We start from the raw sequence: 20,093 nt of genomic DNA on the forward strand, positions 1-20,093 counted from the left end.
CACAAATTTCAGATTCCAGGTGAGTTACGCATCGTATGAATAAACGTTTTTTTAACGCACCCATTGCAGTGCTGGATACACCCGGGCTGAAATTCGATTTTTGATTAAGACTGATTTTCAACATGATACAAACGGGACTCCACACCAGCCGGATTGCCAAAACATTTGCAATCAGTCTGGTCGTGGCTATTTTTTTTGCTGCCGGCATATTTGTCTGGACGCTGCGTTTGCAGGAAATACATAAATGGGAAAAGCAGACTGAAACCTTCAGTGTGGTGGTAGCAGAGAACACCAGTCAGCAAATGGACTTTGCTTATACCGCGCTCGGCAATATCGCTGAACGGATACAAGATCGCTGGAGTATCAGTGCCGAATACCTGTCGTCCAAACTGGGTACTTACGACTTTCATCAGTTTCTGAAAGAGAAAGTCGCTTTATTCCCGGCGATTGAAGTGATTTCGATACTCGACGTCAACGGGAATGTCATCAGTACGTCCAGAAACTTTCCCTCGCCCACCTATAACCTTGCTGATCGCGACTATTTTCAGGTGCAGCGCGATCATCCGGCGCAGGGCATTTATCTCAGTAATCCGGTACGTAGCAAAACGACCGGAGACTGGATATTTTTTCTGAGTCACCGCCTGACTGGCAGTGACGGTGAGTTTATCGGCGTTGCCATCATCGGCATATCACCCAGGTTTTATACCCGGTTTTATGAAAAACTGCATGTTGATGGCCATGTTTCAATCTCACTGCTGAGAGATGATTTTACTTACCTCGCCCGCTGGCCGGATAACGATGCGGCGATGGGAGGGAAACATGATGGTGCAGAACTTCGCCAGCGGATTAAAGATGCCGGAGATAAAAAGTCACTGGTAGTTACCTCAGATACTTCCGCTTTTGAATATGGTAATTCTCGTATCACGGCGATTCAGCATATCGAAAAATATCCGTTAATCGTTTACTTTTCTGTGGACGATAAGCTGTATTTATCCGACTGGCGTGCGATCAGTCTGGCGGTTGCCATCGTCACTGCCGCTGCGATTGCTGCTGTTATCGCCGCATTCCGCGTGCTGATACAGTTATTCACACAAAAAGAAAGTGATATGCAGGTGATGACGGAGCTCAAGTTTGAAGCTGATGTCATTAACCGGAATCAGACCAGACTGTTACAAAATCTGACGGAACAACAGAAAGCCTTAAAAGAATCCTCGGATCGCCTGCAGGCGATTTTCCAGAATGCCGCCGATGGTATCGTCATGACAGATGACGCCGGTATTGTCGAGGCCATTAATCCTGCTGCGGTTGCGATCTACGGTTATTCTTCAGAGGAGGTGGTGGGTAAACCAAATCATCTGTTCGCGCCGGAAGGCAAGCTCGATATGCTGGAAATCGCGATCAATAACGACGATTTTCTGGAAACGCGACGTTTGCGGATAGAAACGGAACGCTTGCGCAAAGACGGCAGTCTGTTTCCGGCGGAATTGTCGATCAGTGAATACAGCCTGGCCGGAAAACGCAAGCTGATTACCATCGTCCGCGATATCTCAGAGCGGCGCAAAATAGACCGGATGAAGAATGAATTTATTTCCACCGTCAGCCATGAATTACGCACACCGTTAACCGCAATTCGTGGCGCACTCGGATTGCTTGTCGGAGGTGCTGCGGGCGGGATACCGGAAAAACTCCAGCCTCTGATTCTGATGGCGCATAAAAACAGTGAAAGCCTGACCCGTCTGATCAACGATTTACTCGATATTCAGAAAATTGAAGCTGGAAAAATGGATTTCACATTTGAGCGCCTGAATTTACTCAGCTTGCTCGAACTTGCTGTGCAACAAAATCAAAGTATTGCAGAGGAGCTCGGAGTCCGGCTGGAAATCGATTTGGACGTCGCAAGGATACAGCCAATTGAAATTAATGTGGATCAGGGACGTTTCCAGCAGGTACTCGCCAATCTGATCTCGAATGCCTGCAAATACTCCCCGCAAGGAGGTGTCGTACGCATCATTGCATTGGTCGTCAGCGCTTGTTCAGTACGTGTGCTTGTCACTGATCAGGGTGGCGGTGTTCCGGAAAATTTCAGGGACAGGATCTTTAAGAAATTTTCTCAGGCGGACTCGTCTGATACGCGGGCAAAAGGCGGAACCGGTCTGGGATTGGCGATTTCCAAAGTCCTTATTGAGCAAATGCACGGTGAAATAGGTTTTTATAATCTCCCCCCGGAACAAGGTGGCGGTGCCCATTTTTACATCGATTTACCGATGACGGCAGCAACGCCATCCCTTATATCAAACCTAAGTCCAGTCCTTTAACACCATGAAAAACGCTGTCGAGTTGTTGCGGAGAGAGGCCATAGATGCGGCTGAACAGACCGCCAAGCACGGCACGATATTCATTCAATACCGGATAGTCGCGATTTTGAAATAATTTGCCGGGTGTCAGAGGTATCTGTTCACCGGAAATCTGGCCGCCACGAATGCCACCACCGAGCACCCAGTAGACGCTACCATGCCCATGATCGGTGCCACGTTTTCCATTTTCGCGGAATGTACGGCCGAATTCACTGATGACAACGACAGTCGTGTTACGCCACTGGTCGCCCATGGCATTTTTGTAGGCAAGCAGACCGCGTCCGAGTTCCTCGAACTTATTTGCCAGCACGCCTGTTTCTGCACCCTGATTCACATGGGTATCCCAGCCACCGACATCAATGAATCCGAGCGCGTATTTTTCCCGCATCATTCTGGCGATACGTTGCGCTTCCAGCTCAAATCCTTTAGTGCTGATCGCATTGCGGTTCGCGGCGTTCATTTCTTCCTGCATTTCTTTGACCACTTCCTGACGAACAGCGAAACCTTCATTGACTTGCTGCGCCAGCGCGGTTTTCCGATACATTTGTTCTATCAGTTGATTCTGGCGTTCGTTGACGCCGGATTTTGCTATGTTCTTTAAGGCAGTGTTTCCGACCTGCGCATTGCCTTGCAGGATCAGCGGAAGTTGGTCGGTAAATGCCATTGCAGGTGTGGACAGGGCGCTATTTTTCCCTCCATTTAATACGGCGGTCAGACGGTTCAAAAAGCCTGAATGGAAATTCCGGCTGGTATTGAGTGCTTGCCCGAGTTCTATGCTGTCCTGTGTTTCAAAATGACTACGGGACAGATCGTCAATCCCGGCAAAAGGAATAAAGGCGATTTCTTTATTCTGATACATAGGGAAGAGCGTGTCGCGCAAGGCCGGATGCAAACCCCAGTCTGCATTCAGGGAAATTGCACCGCCAGGTTCGTTGCCGGGACGTCTGATTGCAATAGTCGGACGGGATTCATAATAAAAATCACTGGCCGTCGGCACCAGAAAATTGCTGGCATCGTAAGCGCCACGTAAAAATACCAGCAACAGACGGTTTTGCGTAGCTGGTGCCGCAAGTAACTGACTACTGTAAGTAATACCCGGCAACGCAGCCATACTGGCCAGGCACTGTAATAATTGGCGACGATTCATGTTGATTTTCATCCGGTCTGCTTGTTCATCATATGCTCAGTTGTCGATCGCTGTACCCGCGCTTATTTGCTAACGGCGCATCATTTCCGGCGAAGCGAGAAATAAGGTACTCCACTCTGCGGGTGTGGCTGCCTGTTGTAATGTCTGTTGTGTATCCTTGCTGAATGTCTGTACCCAGTTTTTGACATACTGGGAGCTTGCAATGGCTGGCGTACGTGGTTTTTCTGTTGAAATCTGCTGATCTGTTTTGAAGAGTGCAGGCGTGCCATAGGAGATACTGCGGGCGACATCAAAGCGGACTGTCATTTGTCCGGGGCTCGCCCAGGCGCTTTCTGTCATGGCGTATCCGTCAGGCGTCTGTCTGCCATTCAATGGCTGCCCCATCATATTGAGCCAGTTGAGTAGTGGCGTCGCGTTGACGATGCAGCTTCCATCATACGCGAGTCGCATGGAAGACACTGCGTAATGCACAGGGTCTTTGAACTTATGCCCCAGCGAGGCAATAAATTCCTGCGAGTCAAACATCGTACGCAAGGTGACAGGAATATCGCCGTCGCTCTGCAGAAAGCTGTCAGCCATTGCTTGTATCAGGTTTTCTGACGGCGTGTCAGAGACGAAATACGTCGCCAGTTTCCGGCTGATAAAACGCGCTGTCGCTGGTTGCCGGCTCAGCAGTGTCAGCGTTTCCTCAACTTCACTGATACCGCGACCTTTGATGTTGTTACCTAATATTTGCTTGTTGCCAAAGTCGTGTCGCTGCGGATTGAATTCAAACAAACCCTTGCGCACATAAAATTTACTTAATTCAGCCTTCATTCGAGGTGTGTCCGTACCCAGATTGACGCCGACCCCAGTCAGCACCCGTGCCAGTTCCTGCACATCTTTCTGGGTATAGCCACTATTGACGCCCATCGTGTGTAATTCCATTAATTCACGGGCATAGTTTTCGTTAATGCGGCCATTGGCATTATGTTCGTTATCCAGATAGCGCAACATCGCCGGGTGATACACGGTGGCTTTGAGTAATTCGCGGAAATTACCCAGAGCATGCGGGCGTATCGCGTGTTCCTCAAAATCACCGACCATGGCCCTCAGATTATGTTTGCCCGCGTGAATGTTGAAATGATTCATCCAGAACCATGTCATTTGTTCCTGCAACTGATTCGGTGAATAGATGTCGCGTAAAAGCGAGCGCGTCGCCGCTTCTTTGGTCAGACGGTTCAACTCTTGCTGATACTCTTTCCGCAGGCTGTCATCGGTGCCTTTTTGCTGTTCGGCGACGATGCGCTTGTGTTCCAGTTCTCTGACGATATTCTCTATCGGTTGCTGTGAAATCGTCAGCGCGCTGATTTGCGCCTGCACTGTTGGCGGTACGACGCTGGTCCGTCCACGCAGCTGCTGATCGAGGAACTTGTCCATGCCAACCGCTTGCAATTGTTGATAAGCAGAGAAGTTATTACCCCAGGTCAACCGATTGAGCAGCAGCTCTGGCTGGACGTTTGCTTTAGTAAAAGTATTACCGCTCGGAGGAAGAAAGCGGGATGGGCCTGCGTCAGTCACCCGGTTTGTCGTGGGTGACGTGGTACATCCCGACATCGCAAAAACAAGAATCAGCAGCGGGCATAACACCAGCAGGCGCTGTAAAGGTGAGTCGCTCATCATGAAAGTCACTTCTCCGGATCCTATCGATGTGTATCAGCATACAACGGATTGTCCGGTGATTGGATGACTGGTAAGTGACGAAATGCAACCGAGTGTGGCGTTACATCAGGAAACGTCACAGATCATACGATGTTGTCACTCTCGTCCGGCAGACTTTCCAGCGGCGAGCTGTCAGTCTGATCCTGATCAAAATAGCCGGGGAGCAGGCCGCCGTCAGCATTGTTGAGATTGGCCGTTGAGGAGTTGTCTGCGATGGCCTGATGCGAATTACCGTTCAACAGATGGCTGATGCCCTGAAACAAAAAGGCGCCGGCAGCGACACTCGCGGCTGTTGCGGCGACGGTTCCCAGCATACTGCCACCGGTATTACCGAAAAAACTGCTTGCAGGCGCTGTTGCAACGGCAGTTGGCTGGCTGACAGGTGCGGCTGCCATCGCCGGATAGGCCGCTAACGGTGCACCAGTGACAGAAGTCGCGGTATTGGATGGGATGTTTAACGGGCGGCTGCTGGCGCTATTACCCCAGCCGCTGGCGGCAGGATCGAGAAACTGTGTAGGTGCCGCCTGATTATGTGTGGCGTTGAGCGCCTGTTGCTCGCGCAAATCTGCCTGCAGGCTGGCGATCTGGCTGTTCGCATTTGCCAGTGCCTGTTCCAGTAATAGTGCACGTTGCACTAAAAGGTAGCTTGCATCGGTTTGCTTGCTGACTGCCTCGTTGATCAGGCTGGCAGCTTGCGGGTCTTTGACCACGCCTTGTACCTGAACCAGCTGGGCGAGAAAGTTCTGCAGAATCTGCATTTCCTGAGGTGACATATTTTTCTCCTGAAAAAGCACTATGTGCACTATCTGGTTATGACATGGCTTTTTTCAATGCACGCTATGATTTAATGCTCACGCAGCGCGCGCCGGTATTGTATTGCCTCTGCGACATGGGCAGAATTGATCTGATCTGCAGCAGCCAAATCAGCAATCGTACGGGCGACTTTCAGCACACGGTGATAGGCGCGCGCCGACCAGTTAAATTTGCTCATGGCATTTTTCAGTAACTGATCTGCATTCCCATCAGGGCGGCAGTAGGTATCAATTTCTGTGGTGGAAAGTAAATTATTGACCTTGCCTTGCCGCCGTTGCTGGCGTTCAAATGCGGCTTCTACCCGCTGCGCCACGATTGCGCTGGATTCTCCGCTTGCTTGTTTCAGCAGATCCTCATGCGGTAGTGCCGCTACCTGAATCTGTAAATCGATACGATCCAGCAAAGGGCCGGAAATTTTATCCTGATAACGGGCAATACTGTCTGGCGTGCAGCGGCATTTGCCATTACTATGGCCGAAGTAGCCGCAAGGACATGGATTCATGGCAGCGATCAGCTGAAAACGTGCCGGAAAATCGGCTTGCCGGGCCGCGCGGGAAATGGTGATGTGCCCGGATTCCAGCGGTTCCCGCAACACTTCCAGAACACGTCGGTCAAACTCTGGAAGTTCATCAAGAAATAAAACGCCCTGATGCGCCAGTGATATTTCACCCGGACGCGGCGTACCGCCACCGCCAACCAGTGCCACGGCAGAAGCAGTATGGTGCGGAGCACGGTAAGGGCGCGATTTCCACTTATCGATAGAGAAACCTGACGTCAGGGATTGTACCGCCGCCGATTCCAGTGCCTCCTGGTCTGTCATTGATGGCAGTATTCCCGGAAAGCGGGCAGCCAGCATGGATTTTCCTGTCCCGGGTGGGCCGACCATCAGTACAGAATGACTACCTGCAGCGGCAACCTCAAGCGCACGTTTTGCCTGTAACTGGCCTTTGACTTCGGAAAAATCAGGATAGGCGCGACTTTGCATCGCAGCCTGCGGACGATGCCTCTGCAACTTGTTTTCTTCGGCAATCGCAGCGAAGTGTGCACAAACCTGGAGCAGGGAGTCGGCAGGATAAATTGCCGCGTCCGTTACCAAAGCAGCTTCATCGGCATTAGCTCTGGGTAAAATAAACGCGGGTTCTGTCTGTCCTGCTGTCGTGCTTTTACAAATCGCAAAGGTCATTGCCAGTGCACCGCGGATGGGGCGCAATTCACCTGACAGTGATAATTCACCTGCAAATTCGTATTGTTCCAGTGCATCTGCGGGAATTTGCCCGGATGCTGCAAGTATGCCCAGTGCAATAGGTAAATCGAAACGACCGGATTCTTTAGGTAAATCTGCCGGTGCCAGATTGACAGTGATTCTTTTTGCCGGGAATTCAAAGCGGGCATTTTGTAATGCGGCTCTGACGCGGTCCTTCGACTCTTTGACTTCTGTCTCAGGGAGCCCAACGATAGTAAAAGCAGGTAAACCATTGGCCAGATGGACCTCCACCGTGACTTGCGGAGCATCCATCCCATTGAGTGCGCGACTTTTAAGAACCGCCAGCGACATATCCCGAGCGCCCTGTTATTCCGTTATCTGTGCTTCTAATGCGGCGACACGTGCTTCCAGCGCTTCCAGCTTGCTGCGGGTCTTTGCCAGCACTTGTGCCTGTATATCGAATTCTTCCCGCGTGACCAGATCCAGTTTGGAGAAGCCCTGAGTCATGATGGCTTTGACATTTTTTTCTATGTCTTTGGCCGGCGAGTTTTCCAGAGCCTGACTGATTTTTGCCTGTACATCACTGAAGAAATTTTGCTTATCCATAATATTCCTGCCTGTATTTTTGTGTGAGATTGTTGTTGCACTCTGCTAGTGCGAAAAAAGTACAGCGATAAAACACATCGCTTGCCCTGCGTCAAAACAGTGCGGCGGGCGGTAGCCAGCATGTTATGCGGCTTGTTTGCATGCAGCGGAAATCATAACGTAAAGCCGGTGCCATGCCCACCAGAGCGTTCTTCTCATTGTATTCCTATAGCGGATTGTTATGCCCTTATTCCATTAATGCGAACGGGCTGTACACGAAAAATTACAGTTGGCACGACTTCTGCTAATAGTGAAGCGTTCGTAACTTTCCGAAGTTCATTTCCTGCAAAGCCACGAACGATCTTCTGGCTTTGCGTACCACCGGTGGTTGATGAAGTGAGTTCAGTTCAGTTTTTTTATTTAAATCGATGTTGACTATATACAAGGGGAAGCATAATGAAAAAATCAGTACTCGCCGCTGCAGTGACCGCAACTTTGTTAAGCAGTTTTGCATACGCAGATGAACCAAAACCAGACAATGAACTGAGTTTTAACATTGGCGTTGCCAGTGAATATCGTTATCGTGGTATTGCGCAGACACGTCTGGAGCCGGCATTACAAGGCGGTGCGGATTACACCCACAATCCTAGTGGCTTTTACGCCGGTACATGGTTATCGACCATTAAATGGGTGAAAGACGCAGGTGGCAGTGGCGATGTCGAATGGGATATTTACGCTGGTAAGAAAGGCGAGATCACGAAGGATGTCAGCTATGACGCCGGTGTTCTGACTTATGTCTATCTGTCAAACGGTCTCGACAAGGTTCCGGGGTTTGTTGATGCGAATACGACTGAAATTTACGGTCAGATCGGCACTGGACCTGTGTACGCAAAGTATTCTCACTCTGTGACGAATCTGTTTGGCTTCGTCAATAGTAAGAACAGTGGCTACCTGGATCTGGGTGCAAACATTGAGTTGCCGGATGCGTATACCCTGAATTTGCATGTCGGTCGCCAGATGATAAAAAACAATTCAGCGTCTTCGTATACCGACTGGAAGGTGGGCGTTACAAAAGAATTCTTTGGTGTGAATTTCAGTCTGGCCGCAGTTGGCACCAATGCTGACAAAAAACTGTATGTCACGCCAGCAGGCAAATTTACCGGCAAGACCACTTTGTTGTTGACTGCTGTAAAAACTTTCTGAAATGAGAGAACAACATGAAACTGATTACTGCCATTATTAAACCGTTTAAGCTCGACGAAGTCCGCGAAGCTTTATCAGAAATGGGTGTGCAAGGAATTACCGTGACTGAGGTCAAAGGTTTCGGTCGTCAGAAAGGACATACCGAGTTGTACCGTGGTGCTGAGTATGTCGTCGATTTTTTGCCGAAAACAAAAATTGAAGCGGCTGTCGATGATGCGATTGTGGATCGCGCGATTGAGGCGATTGAAAGCGCTGCACGTACCGGAAAAATCGGTGACGGCAAGATTTTCGTCTATGACCTGCAACAGGTTGTGCGTATTCGTACCGGCGAAACCGGCAACGACGCACTCTGATTGGCACACTAGGGAGTTCATATGAAAAAAGTACTGAAGAGTATGCTGGTTGCGGGCGCATTTCTCGCATCCATAGGAATGACAGCGATGGCGTGGGCTGACGATGCTCCGGCCAAAGCAGATGCGATTGCCGCATCTGCGGTTGCCACCAGTGCCTCGACACCCGCAGTGACGGAGGCGGCGACTGCTTCGGCGGCGGCAACTGCGCCAGCGGTGGCTCCGGCTGCAGCGACCGCATCAGCACCAGAGGCAGCGGCGACACCAGCGCCTGTTCCGAATAAAGGTGACACTGCATGGATGCTGGTTGCGACGTTGCTGGTGATTCTGATGACATTGCCGGGTCTGGCATTGTTCTATGGTGGTCTGGTTCGCTCTAAAAACATGTTATCGATTCTGGTGCAGGTATTCATGATCTTTGCCGTGATCGTCGTTTTATGGTGCATCTATGGTTATTCACTGACCTTTACTGAGGGCGGCAAATTTATCGGTTCGTTTGACCGTCTGTTCCTCAACGGAATCTGGGACCCAGCCAAGGCGTCATTCTCGACTGCCGCAACGTTCAGTAAAGGCGTCGTGATTCCTGAGTTTGTCTATGTCGCGTTCCAGGCTACTTTTGCCGCAATCACTTGTGCGCTGATCATCGGTGCATTTGCGGAACGTGCAAAATTCGTCGCAGTATTGTTATTCGTGGTCTTATGGTTCACCTTCAGCTATCTGCCAGTCGCGCACATGGTTTGGTTCTGGACTGGTCCAGATGCGATTAAAGATGCTGCAACGCTGGCCACAGAAACAGCCAAAGCCGGTTTCCTGTTCCAGAAGGGTGCACTCGATTTTGCCGGTGGCACAGTGGTTCACATTAATGCTGCAGTAGCAGGTCTGGTGGGTGCTTTCATGATTGGCAAACGTGTCGGTTACGGTAAGGAATCGATGGCGCCACACTCCCTGACGATGACCATGATCGGTGCTTCCTTGTTGTGGGTGGGCTGGTTTGGTTTCAATGCTGGTTCAGCGTTAGAAGCGGGTGATATTGCAGCGCTGGCATTCATCAATACTTTGCTGGCAACGGCAGCAGCGACAGTGTCATGGGTCTTCGGTGAATGGATGTCCAAAGGTAAGCCATCTATGTTGGGTGGTGCATCCGGTGCAGTTGCTGGTCTGGTTGCGATTACACCAGCATGTGGCTTCGTCGGACCTATGGGGGCATTAATCATCGGTCTGCTGGCAGGTATCGTCTGCCTGTGGGGTGTGAATGGTTTGAAACGTCTGATCGGTGCGGATGATTCTCTGGATGTCTTCGGTGTGCACGGCGTCGGCGGTATTCTCGGTGCGCTGCTGACTGGCGTATTTGCTTCGCCATCCTTGGGCGGTCAGGGTATTGTTGATTACGTTGCGAATAAGATGTCTGCTGATCCGTACTCCATCATCGATCAGGTGATCACACAGGCAACAGCGGTCGGCGTCACGATTCTGTGGTCGGCGGTGGTTTCCGTGATCGCGTACAAACTGGTTGATCTGGTTGTAGGTCTGCGTGTACCGGAAGATGAAGAACGTGAAGGTCTCGACATTACCAGCCACGGTGAGTCTGCCTACCACTCTTAATACAGGAATGAAATTGTTGTAGTAACGCTAGTATCCTCAGTGCATGAAACAGAGCGCATGCGACTGATTTACAAGCGGTTTGGCCACACAGCCAGACCGCTTTTTTTTATTTGAACTGGCGCTGACGGTGTGCCGGCAAGCATAAAAAAACACCGGCAACGATGCCGGTGCTTTGGATGCAGCCTGAAAAAAAGCTTATTGAAAACGCTTATTTTGTTTCAGCAGGGCGAACGTATGTCCAGAGGCGCGCAAGGTCGGCCGCGCCATCCGTACCCTGAATGGATTTAAACACTTCCAGTGCTTTGTCGCGATTGCCCGATTGCAGGTAAGCCATACCGAGGTGAAGTTTTGCCTCATCGACCGATTTCAGCCCGCCTTTGGCAATTCCCTGTTCCATCAGTGCAATGCCTTTTTCTGCCTGCGCATTGATCACGTAGTTATAACCAATGTTCACCAGACCGGTACCGGTTTTAGCATTTTTAGCAGAAGTCTCACCGGCATCGAGTGTTTTGATATCTTCCGCCGCTTGTTTGTAGACGCGATCACGCAATTGCTTATGTTTAGCCGCTTCTTTTCCTGTTCCCAGCAAACCGGAAGCATAGCCAGCGTCGATCGCTGTTTTAGCTTCTGCCGGCAAGCCTGCGAGCAGTGCCAGTTCTGCCATTTCTACATATTGTCCGGCATCGTCGATATTTTTTGTGACCAGCAGCAGGCGGTACAAGTCCAGACGCAGGCGGTCAGAGAAACCTGGTTTGTGTTCGGTACGATAAATCAGATCGCCCCAGTATTCTCTGGTCGGATAGTGCTGTACCACGCGCTCTAACACCGCTGCGTAACCGGCGTTGTCTTTCAGTTGCTGGTAGCTGCTGGCCAGCAGGCGCAGATTTTCCTCGGAAGGAACGCGTTTTGCACTCTCATCTTCGGCCAGCATGATGTTCAGTTGTTTGATCGCGCTGTTGAAATCGTTTTTCAGATAGTAGCCGCGGGCAACCATATTTTTGACCTGCGCGTTGCTGTTATCTTTTTCGAGATAACGTTTTGCCCACAGGATGGCCTGATCATATTTTTTCTCGTTGTAGTAAGTACCGGCGAGGCCTTCGATCAGGCGCAGTTTTTCATTATCCTTCAGAAATTCTGAACCGATCATGCCTTCAAATGCGGTGGCCAGTTGCTCGGTGTTATTGGTGCCTGAAGCAATCACTGCGTTCAGACGATGCAGTGCAAAGCTTTCGTAGGGTGTCTTTTTCTCAAGCGCATTGAGTTCATTCACTTTGTCCTGTGCTTCTTTGTACTGTTTTTTATCGAGCAATTCCTGAATTTCAGTTAAAGGACGCACCATTTCTTTGCGAACAACAGATTTTTTGGCCAGCTCCGCAGCTTTGTCGGCTGCTTCATCTGCGTGCGCTACGCCAGCGGTGACTGGGGCAATGCCTGTGCCGAGTGCTGCAAACATCATCGCAGCGAACAGAAAAGAGATTTTTTTCATGGAATATCCGGTAAAAAATGAACATGACCGCATGGACACGGTTCTTACTTAGCGTCACACTCAGCCAAGCATTCTGCCCTGGCTGGGGATGGGGCGAAGAGCGAATTATAACTGAGCCGGCGAGCGCGTTCACCAGTTGCAGCCGGTATCGACAACTGTGCTGACGGCGAGTGGAATAATGGCCAGCAAACCTGCGCCGGAGTATGCTTTCAGGCAGTCTTTGCGTTCCGCTTTTTTGGTGCCATCCGCCAGTTTTTTTTCAAACCCGTCATCACGCCGGTGACTTTGCTGGATTTTCTCTATGGTTCCGGGCTGGCGCTGTTTGTCTATCGCCAGCGCTGAGCGCTTTAATTCATCCAGATTCAGGCGTGGCTCTTCTGTCGTTATATTGGCAGGACGGGTGATGCCTGGATTGCTGTCCGCTACCGGATTGACCGTGGTGATGGCTTTGTCATTTTGTCCGCCGTGCGGTGAAATCCTGCGGCGCTGGATTGCTGGCGGCTGATGCGTCTCCGGTGGCGGCACGGAACTGACCTCAGGAACTGGCGGAGGGCGGATATCTGTCAACTGCAGATAATGGATGACGCTTGCATCAGCGCGGCTGCTGACGCCATGTTGCTGCTGCCAGGCGAGCCACAAGAGTCCGTGTACTGATAATACCAGCACTGACGCCAGCGCTCGGCGGGTATAGGGAAGTGGTTGTTGCAGCTGAAATTGCATAGCATTTCCTGTTGCATTGAGTATGGCACTCAGACCGGGAGCTTTTATTTAAAGTTCAACATATTCATATACTGGGAGGGAGTATCCGTAGTTGTATTGCTGAAAACATTTAAAAATAAGGGGGATTTTCTGAATATCAGTCATACTCCCCCATCTTCTTAAGATGCCCGGTGTTGCACCAGTATCCACGGCTTGACCACCACGGTCCAGAGTTGCAGATCATTTTCCAGCCAGGCTCTGGCTTGTTCGTCACTGACTTTATACAATCGCCCTGCACTCAGGAGAGTCTGAATTTCGGCAGCATTATCGTTTGCCATGTGTACAGCAACTTCTACCAGATCAAGATCCGGGGCAATAGCAAGCACATTGCCGGAGGCAAAATGTTTGAGCAGTTCGCTCCAGGGAAAACGTGCTGTTTCCTGATTGATTTTGGTACGCAGAAGGTCGTTAGCAGAAGACATAAAAACGGAAAATGATAAGAATGATTCGGAGGTGTGTCTCAACAGTGCGGTATCAGTTGGTGCATCATGATACCTAAACTGTGGCCGCGCCGGTTCTTTGCCAGAGCGCTTGTGTCAGGAAAGAATTTCAACCCGGCCTTTGAGTAGTTCGGAAAGCTCGTCCAGAAACGGGCTGAGCTGTTTTTCTTTCATACTGAGTTGCATTTGCGCTGATTCCGTGTAGCTGACGGCTATCACTTGTGCCTGATATTTCTCAATCAGGCGCCGGACCTGAGATTCATCGGCAAATGCGATCCGGAACATGATGTCAGCCATCGTTTCAACGGCGATCAGGCTGGCGGTTTTAAATGCATCGGAGATCGCCTGTCCATAGGCGCGCGTCAATCCGCCGGCGCCTAATTTCGTGCCGCCCCAGTAACGGACAACCACCGCAAGAACGTTGGTCACATCTTTGTGTACTAATACGTTGTACATCGGTTTGGCGGCGGTGCCTGAAGGTTCGCCATCGTCGTCGAGGCCTGAGTCGCCAGCACAAATCAGCGCCCAGCAGACATGCACGGCTCCCGGATGCTGCGCGCGTATCTCTGTCAGGCGCGCACGCGCTTCAGCGCGCGTATGCAGCGGGTACAACTGACCCAGAAAGCGGCTTTTTTTTATCTCTATTTCCGCGAATGCGGGTGCTGCCAGTTGATACATGGAATCGAGGATGAAATGGGGAACAGCAGACCCGGAAAATCTGCTGAGGAAATAGTCGGTACAGCTTGCGTGTATCCGTTTATTGGATCACAAAATTAACAAAGAAAATATCCGTGACACCGTCACGCTCTTTGACATCGAGTACACGATTGATTCTTTCTTTGATTTCATCGATCAATTCATTTTTACCTTCGGCAGTCTGAATCTGTGTCGATTCTTTGCCACTCAGCAGCATGATCAGGGAATGACGCACGACCGGCATCATTAATTTAACTTTTTCTGCCACTTCCGGTTTTGCTAATTGCAGGGTGATACCGATTTGCAGATAACGGTCAAAGCTCGACAGGTTGACGATAATCGGCTCCAACGGAGCAGTCGGAGCACCGGCAGACGCACTGGCTTCTTTACCGCCGGAATTGGCCATCACATGACCGGATAACAGCGTGAAAATACAGAAAATACTGGTGAAAATCGCTTTTATTAAAGAAAGGGAGCGCCTGTGAATAAACATAATGAAATTCCGGAAATCTTGTTTTTATTAAGAGGGCGGCAATACGATGTTGGCAGCCCTCTGGTGCGGTTACACCGTCAGCGGTTTGTAGCGGATACGCTTAGGTTTGGCTCCTTCTTCACCGAGACGTTTTTTCTTGTCCGCTTCATATTCCTGGTAGTTACCATCGAAGAAAACAACCTGGGAATCACCTTCAAACGCGAGGATGTGGGTCGCAATACGATCGAGGAACCAGCGGTCATGCGAGATCACCATCACGCTGCCTGCAAATTCCAGCAAGGCATCTTCCAGTGCACGCAGGGTTTCTACGTCCAGATCATTCGATGGTTCATCCAACAGCAAGACATTACCGCCCTGCAGTAGAGTTTTTGCCAGATGCAGACGACCACGTTCACCACCGGACAGATTACCGACGATCTTTTGCTGATCACCGCCTTTGAAGTTGAAGCGGCCAAGATAGGCGCGTGACGGCATTTCAAAACGACCGACAGTCAGAATATCGGCGCCGTTGGCGACGTCTTCAAACACGGTTTTGGTATTGCTGAGATCTTCACGCGACTGATCCACCAGCGAGATTTTGGCAGTTTGACCGAGCACTACTTCACCGCTGTCCGGCTGTTCCAGTCCCTTGATCATTTTGAACAGCGTCGATTTACCGGCGCCGTTGGGGCCAATAATGCCGACGATCGCGCCCGGTGGGATTCTGAAACTCAGGTTATCGATCAGCAGACGGTCGCCAAACGCTTTGGAGACATTCTTGAACTCGATGACTTCATTACCCAGACGCTCAGCGACCGGGATAAAGATCTCCTGAGTTTCATTGCGTTTCTGGTATTCGTGCTCGCTCATCTCATTGAAACGGGCCAGACGTGCCTTACTCTTGGCCTGACGTGCTTTCGGATTCTGACGTGACCACTCCAGCTCTTTCTGCAGTGCTTTCTGGCGCGCTGATTCGGTCGCTTCTTCCTGCTTCAGACGGGCTTGTTTCTGATCCAGCCAGGAAGAGTAATTGCCTTTCCATGGAATGCCAGCACCACGATCCAGCTCCAATATCCATTCTGCAGCGTTATCAAGGAAGTAGCGGTCATGCGTGATCGCCACCACGGTGCCGGGGAAGCGCAACAGGAATTGCTCGAGCCAGTCAACAGATTCTGCATCCAGATGGTTGGTTGGTTCATCAAGCAGCAACATGTCGGGTTTTGACAACAATAAACGACACAAGGCAACGCGGCGTTTTTCACCACCGGACAGCACACCGATTTTGGCATCCCATGGTGGCAGGCGCAGCGCGTCAGCAGCCATTTCCAGTTGTAATTCAACATTATCGCCCGCAGAAGCGGAGATGATCGCTTCCAGTCGCGCCTGTTCTTCCGCTAAGGCATCGAAATCGGCATTTTCCTCGGCGTAGGCGGCATACACTTCTTCCAGCCTTGCCTTTGCTGCAAATACCTCACCGAGTGCAGATTCGACTGCTTCGCGGACGGTTTGTTCAGGGGCCAGCTGAGGTTCCTGTGGCAGATACCCGATGTTCAGATTCGGCATAGGTACGGCTTCGCCCTGAATATCGGTATCCAGTCCCGCCATAATTTTCAGCAAAGATGATTTACCTGAACCATTCAGACCAAGCACGCCAATTTTGGCGCCGGGAAAGAAGGAAAGTGAAATATCTTTCAGGATTTGACGTTTCGGCGGAACAATTTTTCCGACACGATTCATGGTGTAAACGTAATTAGCCATTATTTCTTTGTTGTTAAATGTAGACAATGCCCGCAAGGATACCTCATGCGCGCTGGGACAAACGTATTTTGCCAAATTTCACATAAATTTGTGCCTCGCATCAAATTTGATGTAGCGCAAATTGCAAGGTGTATCGCAGAACTACACTTCATTCATCAACTTAGACAACCGAGGAAAACAAAATGAAAAAGATCGTTATCGCTCTCTCTTTAGCTGCAATGGGTTTAACAGCAACGCAAGCTATGGCTCAGCAAAGTCCATGGCAAGTACGTGCCCGTGCAGTCAACATCAGCCCAGATAACAAGTCTGATGCTATCGCAGGTCTGGCACCGGCAGATGCTATCCACGTCAGCAACAAAACTATTGCTGAAGTCGATATCACTTATTTCGTTACACCAAACTGGTCTGCAGAACTGATCCTGACTTACCCACAAAAACATGATGTGTCACTGAACGGTACTAACATCGGTACATTCAAACATCTGCCACCAACACTGACAGCGCAATACCACTTCGCTCCAGAAGCGCAAGTAAGCCCATACCTCGGTGCTGGCGTGAACTACACACGTATTTCTGACGTGAACCTGCTCGGTGGTAAAGCTGATCTGGACAACAACAGCTTTGGTTTCGCACTGCAAGCTGGTGTGGATTTCAAACTGGATAAAAACTGGTCTCTGAATCTGGATGTGAAAAAAGTACAGATTCGCAGCGATGTCACTTTGGGTGGCGCAAAAATCAGTAACGTCAAGGTTGATCCATGGCTGGTAGGCGTAGGCGTAGGCTATCGCTTCTAATCAATAACAAGTTCGTCTTGTGAAAAAAGCCGGTCATCAGACCGGCTTTTTTATTTCCCGCCGTATTGCTTTTAGTATTCGGGAAGTAGAGTAAAGGTATATCTTGCCTGTTTCCGTACGGATCTGTTGCCGGTAAGACCGCAGTTACGCTGACCGGTATCGCAAATCAATGCTGATGTTGTGGATGCCTTTTATGGCATACATACACGGAATATCTGCCGGGCCTATAATCAGCGCGCTTGATCAGCTTTGATTTTACGCGTTTTTTCAGCCATTCACGGAGAACCCCAATATGACGATTTCTATGTATACCGCATCAGTGCCCGTATTCACCCAAATGCTGGATAGTCTCAGCGATGTTCTGAAGAAAGCTGAAGAGCACGCTATTGCAAAAAATATCGCACCAGAAGTTTTCTTGCAGGCGCGTTTGTTTCCTGACATGTTTGCGCTGATACGTCAGGTACAGATTGCCGCTGATTTCGCCAAAAGCGTCGCAGGCCGTCTGGCAGAAACTGACTTACCTGTATACGAAGACAATGAGCAGACGTTTGCCGATTTACAGGCACGTATCGCAAAAACGAAAGCATTTATCACGTCTTTAGACGTAGCGAGATTTATCGGCAGCGAAGAGCGTGACATTATTTTGCGTCCTGGCACTCCTAAAGAGAAAAAGCTGAACGGCCAGACTTATTTGCTGCAATACGGTTTGCCGCAGTTCTTTTTCCACGTTACAACGACTTATGCGATATTGCGTCACAACGGTGTCGTGCTTGGTAAAAAAGACTTCATGGGTGCTTATTAATTACGCAGTAAAGTAAAACTTGAACAACACCCCGGCCTCATTGTGACGATAGATCCGGTTGGGTGTTGTTTTTTCCCCGAAAAATCATTTGTTTTGATGCGCATTGATGTTGGGGCTGGCGCAAATGTTATCCATATTTCTCCTGCAGTCTGACACGGGCATCAGCTTCATTTTCGGACAACAATATCCCGTTTCATTGGCGCTAGCCTGGCGATCAGCTTGTTTTGGGCCGAAGAGGAAATATTCAGATTTTCCATTGCTAATTGAATATCTTCCGCCAGAGCATTGAACTGGGCGCTGCTGACATTCTGCCCTTCGTGTGTGAGTTTCATATCGTCGCCGCTATAACGACAGGGGCCGCCGCTGATCTCGCAGAATTGTTCCTTCAGCAATCCGGCCAGCCGTTTGATGTTGGTATCTTTAAACGCTGCTTTTATTCGCGGGTCTTGCAAGACAAGGAGCAGGGTGTCGTCAACAATGCGGCTGATGCCAGCGTCGCCGCCCAGTTCCTCATACAAGCTTGCGGTCTGCGCCATGCTGGTGTTGCTATGGCTGCTCAGTACTATCGTCAGCATGATCGCCGCAGAGCAGAAGACAGAATGTAGTCGTCGCATGTTTAATTCCCGACCTGAACAGAGACATACCAGCCGCGCTGGCTTTTGGGGTTGAAAACCGTAATATCGCCGAGATTTGCGTAAGCAAGTGTCAGCGACGTAGTCTTATTCGGAAACCAGGCGACAAATGCATCGTAATACGCTTTCTCGTTGTCGATACTCAGATTGTTTGGCTTCCGTCGATATTCTAGGCCGGCAACCAGCTTACGATTCAGCAGATAGGCTACGGATGCTTCCGGCATGACCTGATACTGGTCTTTTTTGTCTCCGCCAAAACCCAGCAAGCCCATCTGGTTCGCCTTGGTCATCCTGAGTGTCCCATTGACGAGCAAGCTTTGCGCCAGAAATAGTTTGCTCGCGGATGCATAGTAATCAACACCGGTATCACTCTTGGCGCCGAGTTGCCTGACATTGCTGACGCCTAGCGCATCCAGCCCTTGAACCCCCTGATGATGTTTGAGCATAGCACCGATGGCAAGCTGAGGGTTCCAGTTATCCTGATCGGCAATGAGATCACCGGATATTCTGAGTTTGATCCCCGCGATGTCCTGTTGCAGCGTGAGTTTATCCAATGGCACCTTGCTGCCGGTGAATTCCTGCTTCCCCAGAGACAATTCGAGTTTGTCAAAAAGTCCGACGGCGACACCATAGCTCTTGAGGCGGTAGTCCTGAGTTGAGAGCATAGTCAGATAGGCATTGGCGCCGTAACTGTCCTCTGTGCCATAACTGGTAATTAATGCCCATGGCACCACGCCGCCGCCGCCCGCGCCTTCCACTTGTCTGACGCCTGCGGTCGCCAGAAATTTGCCACTGTCTGGTGCCGCGATCTGTGCATAGGCATTTTGCTGCGCAAACAATAGCAGTACGCTGGCGATGACGGGAAAATTGATCTTGGCTGGCATGAATATCCCTCCCCCGAGAAATGAAAAAGCAAAAATGAAAGCGATAATCTCGCTTCTGATATCTTCTGAACTGATCAGTGCAAAAAGGAAACAGTAATCTGTCGCTTTACAACAAGAATATCCTACCACCTGCCACGCAGTATGTTTTTCCGGTTCATCGTTTCTCTATCATTCCATGATGATATGTTCCTGAACAGAGCAGACAACCGCGCTCATTTTGTCTGAAAATCTCTAAAACAAACTTGTGGCAATGACTGGCCTTCTGTATTTCGTGGATCACGGCAATAAAATTTTTCGACCTGTTTACCGAGTAAGTGCTCTATCGGCACTCACATAGTTCATAGTATGCTGCACCACTTCTGTGTTTCCTAGATTGCTCCTTTGTAATACGATAGTGACATATACGAGTGC

Annotated in this window: 19 protein-coding genes; 6 read left to right on the forward strand and 13 right to left on the reverse strand. The window is 50.1% G+C overall.

All coding sequences use genetic code 11. The features are described from left to right. Nucleotides 1–122 precede the first annotated feature (122 nt). Nucleotides 123–2,315 (forward strand): PAS domain S-box protein, encoded by a 2,193-nt coding sequence (locus tag ACPAOP_RS06150; RefSeq protein ID WP_423709675.1) that lies wholly within the window; start codon nt 123–125, stop codon nt 2,313–2,315. On the opposite strand, the gene ACPAOP_RS06155 is transcribed toward ACPAOP_RS06150, so the two are convergent. From ACPAOP_RS06155 to ACPAOP_RS06175, 5 genes are all read right to left on the reverse strand, one after another. Next, a complete protein-coding gene (locus ACPAOP_RS06155) occupies nt 2,287–3,501 on the reverse strand; it encodes a DUF1501 domain-containing protein (RefSeq protein WP_423680397.1) in 1,215 nt (404 codons plus the stop codon). The genes ACPAOP_RS06150 and ACPAOP_RS06155 overlap by 29 nt on opposite strands. Nucleotides 3,502–3,570: 69 nt before the next feature. Beyond that, a complete protein-coding gene (locus ACPAOP_RS06160; RefSeq protein ID WP_423709676.1) occupies nt 3,571–5,160 on the reverse strand; it encodes a DUF1800 domain-containing protein in 1,590 nt (529 codons plus the stop codon). 125 nt (nt 5,161–5,285) lie between these two features. Continuing rightward, entirely contained in the window at nt 5,286–5,975 is a 690-nt protein-coding gene (locus ACPAOP_RS06165; RefSeq protein ID WP_423709677.1) for a DUF2076 family protein, read from the reverse strand. A gap of 71 nt (nt 5,976–6,046) precedes the next feature. Next, the gene (locus tag ACPAOP_RS06170) at nt 6,047–7,570 is read right to left on the reverse strand and encodes a YifB family Mg chelatase-like AAA ATPase (protein ID WP_423709678.1); all 1,524 of its coding nucleotides are present in this window, start codon (nt 7,568–7,570) and stop codon (nt 6,047–6,049) included. Between the two features lie 15 nt (nt 7,571–7,585). Then, nucleotides 7,586–7,825, reverse strand: coding sequence for an accessory factor UbiK family protein (locus ACPAOP_RS06175; protein ID WP_186884197.1), 240 nt, complete (start codon nt 7,823–7,825; stop codon nt 7,586–7,588). A 435-nt stretch (nt 7,826–8,260) separates the two neighbouring features. Here ACPAOP_RS06175 and ACPAOP_RS06180 point away from each other — a divergent pair, with 435 nt between their 5' ends. The 3 genes from ACPAOP_RS06180 to ACPAOP_RS06190 are packed head-to-tail and all read left to right on the forward strand — an operon-like array spanning nt 8,261 to nt 10,959. Then, nucleotides 8,261–9,007 (forward strand): TorF family putative porin, encoded by a 747-nt coding sequence (locus tag ACPAOP_RS06180; protein ID WP_423680401.1) that lies wholly within the window; start codon nt 8,261–8,263, stop codon nt 9,005–9,007. A 14-nt stretch (nt 9,008–9,021) separates the two neighbouring features. Continuing rightward, nucleotides 9,022–9,360 (forward strand): P-II family nitrogen regulator, encoded by a 339-nt coding sequence (locus tag ACPAOP_RS06185; RefSeq protein ID WP_186883931.1) that lies wholly within the window; start codon nt 9,022–9,024, stop codon nt 9,358–9,360. A 21-nt stretch (nt 9,361–9,381) separates the two neighbouring features. After that, nucleotides 9,382–10,959 carry an ammonium transporter gene (locus tag ACPAOP_RS06190; RefSeq protein WP_423709679.1) on the forward strand — a complete coding sequence of 526 codons (1,578 nt, stop codon included), beginning with the start codon at nt 9,382–9,384 and terminating at the stop codon, nt 10,957–10,959. A 208-nt stretch (nt 10,960–11,167) separates the two neighbouring features. Here ACPAOP_RS06190 and ACPAOP_RS06195 read toward each other — a convergent pair whose 3' ends face one another. The 6 genes from ACPAOP_RS06195 to ettA all read right to left on the reverse strand — a co-directional run bounded on the left by ACPAOP_RS06195 (nt 11,168) and on the right by ettA (nt 16,570). Beyond that, complete coding sequence (locus ACPAOP_RS06195) at nt 11,168–12,445, reverse strand: tetratricopeptide repeat protein (protein WP_423709680.1); 1,278 nt, start codon at nt 12,443–12,445, stop codon at nt 11,168–11,170. A 129-nt stretch (nt 12,446–12,574) separates the two neighbouring features. Beyond that, entirely contained in the window at nt 12,575–13,165 is a 591-nt protein-coding gene (locus tag ACPAOP_RS06200) for a hypothetical protein (protein WP_423709681.1), read from the reverse strand. Between the two features lie 158 nt (nt 13,166–13,323). After that, nucleotides 13,324–13,626, reverse strand: coding sequence for a DUF2288 domain-containing protein (locus ACPAOP_RS06205; RefSeq protein ID WP_423709682.1), 303 nt, complete (start codon nt 13,624–13,626; stop codon nt 13,324–13,326). A gap of 114 nt (nt 13,627–13,740) precedes the next feature. Continuing rightward, nucleotides 13,741–14,322 carry an IMPACT family protein gene (locus ACPAOP_RS06210; RefSeq protein WP_423680407.1) on the reverse strand — a complete coding sequence of 194 codons (582 nt, stop codon included), beginning with the start codon at nt 14,320–14,322 and terminating at the stop codon, nt 13,741–13,743. A 79-nt stretch (nt 14,323–14,401) separates the two neighbouring features. Beyond that, entirely contained in the window at nt 14,402–14,833 is a 432-nt protein-coding gene (locus ACPAOP_RS06215; protein WP_423680408.1) for a flagellar basal body-associated FliL family protein, read from the reverse strand. Between the two features lie 69 nt (nt 14,834–14,902). After that, nucleotides 14,903–16,570, reverse strand: a complete 1,668-nt coding sequence (gene ettA / locus ACPAOP_RS06220; RefSeq protein ID WP_423680409.1) for an energy-dependent translational throttle protein EttA — start codon at nt 16,568–16,570, stop codon at nt 14,903–14,905. Between the two features lie 182 nt (nt 16,571–16,752). Between ettA and ACPAOP_RS06225 the strand changes: the two genes are divergently transcribed. Continuing rightward, nucleotides 16,753–17,364: an OmpW/AlkL family protein gene (locus ACPAOP_RS06225; RefSeq protein ID WP_423680410.1), complete on the forward strand. Its 612-nt coding sequence runs from the start codon at nt 16,753–16,755 to the stop codon at nt 17,362–17,364. Nucleotides 17,365–17,656: 292 nt separating this feature from the next. After that, nucleotides 17,657–18,166, forward strand: a complete 510-nt coding sequence (locus ACPAOP_RS06230; protein WP_423709683.1) for a DUF1993 domain-containing protein — start codon at nt 17,657–17,659, stop codon at nt 18,164–18,166. 167 nt (nt 18,167–18,333) lie between these two features. Here ACPAOP_RS06230 and ACPAOP_RS06235 read toward each other — a convergent pair whose 3' ends face one another. Together ACPAOP_RS06235 and ACPAOP_RS06240 are read right to left on the reverse strand one after the other, a co-directional pair. Next, the gene (locus ACPAOP_RS06235; RefSeq protein WP_423680412.1) at nt 18,334–18,780 is read right to left on the reverse strand and encodes a group I truncated hemoglobin; all 447 of its coding nucleotides are present in this window, start codon (nt 18,778–18,780) and stop codon (nt 18,334–18,336) included. Between the two features lie 2 nt (nt 18,781–18,782). Beyond that, nucleotides 18,783–19,682, reverse strand: a complete 900-nt coding sequence (locus tag ACPAOP_RS06240; protein WP_423680414.1) for a DUF3034 family protein — start codon at nt 19,680–19,682, stop codon at nt 18,783–18,785. Nucleotides 19,683–20,093 lie beyond the last annotated feature (411 nt).

Origin of the sequence: Undibacterium sp. WLX3042 (assembly GCF_049544825.1) — a bacterium.
Classification (GTDB): Bacteria; Pseudomonadota; Gammaproteobacteria; order Burkholderiales; family Burkholderiaceae_D; genus Undibacterium.

Excerpts from the sequence above, each read along its gene's own strand:
- ACPAOP_RS06200 (WP_423709681.1), bottom strand. The coding sequence starts at position 13,165 with ATGCAATTTCAGCTGCAACAACCACTTCCCTATACCCGCCGAGCGCTG.
- ACPAOP_RS06215 (WP_423680408.1), bottom strand. The coding sequence starts at position 14,833 with ATGTTTATTCACAGGCGCTCCCTTTCTTTAATAAAAGCGATTTTCACC.
- ACPAOP_RS06230 (WP_423709683.1), top strand. The coding sequence starts at position 17,657 with ATGACGATTTCTATGTATACCGCATCAGTGCCCGTATTCACCCAAATG.
- ACPAOP_RS06225 (WP_423680410.1), top strand. The coding sequence starts at position 16,753 with ATGAAAAAGATCGTTATCGCTCTCTCTTTAGCTGCAATGGGTTTAACA.
- ACPAOP_RS06150 (WP_423709675.1), top strand. The coding sequence starts at position 123 with ATGATACAAACGGGACTCCACACCAGCCGGATTGCCAAAACATTTGCA.
- ACPAOP_RS06235 (WP_423680412.1), bottom strand. The coding sequence starts at position 18,780 with ATGCGACGACTACATTCTGTCTTCTGCTCTGCGGCGATCATGCTGACG.
- ACPAOP_RS06170 (WP_423709678.1), bottom strand. The coding sequence starts at position 7,570 with ATGTCGCTGGCGGTTCTTAAAAGTCGCGCACTCAATGGGATGGATGCT.
- ACPAOP_RS06195 (WP_423709680.1), bottom strand. The coding sequence starts at position 12,445 with ATGAAAAAAATCTCTTTTCTGTTCGCTGCGATGATGTTTGCAGCACTC.
- ACPAOP_RS06185 (WP_186883931.1), top strand. The coding sequence starts at position 9,022 with ATGAAACTGATTACTGCCATTATTAAACCGTTTAAGCTCGACGAAGTC.
- ACPAOP_RS06165 (WP_423709677.1), bottom strand. The coding sequence starts at position 5,975 with ATGTCACCTCAGGAAATGCAGATTCTGCAGAACTTTCTCGCCCAGCTG.
- ACPAOP_RS06205 (WP_423709682.1), bottom strand. The coding sequence starts at position 13,626 with ATGTCTTCTGCTAACGACCTTCTGCGTACCAAAATCAATCAGGAAACA.
- ACPAOP_RS06175 (WP_186884197.1), bottom strand. The coding sequence starts at position 7,825 with ATGGATAAGCAAAATTTCTTCAGTGATGTACAGGCAAAAATCAGTCAG.
- ACPAOP_RS06160 (WP_423709676.1), bottom strand. The coding sequence starts at position 5,160 with ATGAGCGACTCACCTTTACAGCGCCTGCTGGTGTTATGCCCGCTGCTG.
- ACPAOP_RS06190 (WP_423709679.1), top strand. The coding sequence starts at position 9,382 with ATGAAAAAAGTACTGAAGAGTATGCTGGTTGCGGGCGCATTTCTCGCA.
- ACPAOP_RS06180 (WP_423680401.1), top strand. The coding sequence starts at position 8,261 with ATGAAAAAATCAGTACTCGCCGCTGCAGTGACCGCAACTTTGTTAAGC.
- ettA (WP_423680409.1), bottom strand. The coding sequence starts at position 16,570 with ATGGCTAATTACGTTTACACCATGAATCGTGTCGGAAAAATTGTTCCG.
- ACPAOP_RS06210 (WP_423680407.1), bottom strand. The coding sequence starts at position 14,322 with ATGTATCAACTGGCAGCACCCGCATTCGCGGAAATAGAGATAAAAAAA.
- ACPAOP_RS06240 (WP_423680414.1), bottom strand. The coding sequence starts at position 19,682 with ATGCCAGCCAAGATCAATTTTCCCGTCATCGCCAGCGTACTGCTATTG.
- ACPAOP_RS06155 (WP_423680397.1), bottom strand. The coding sequence starts at position 3,501 with ATGAATCGTCGCCAATTATTACAGTGCCTGGCCAGTATGGCTGCGTTG.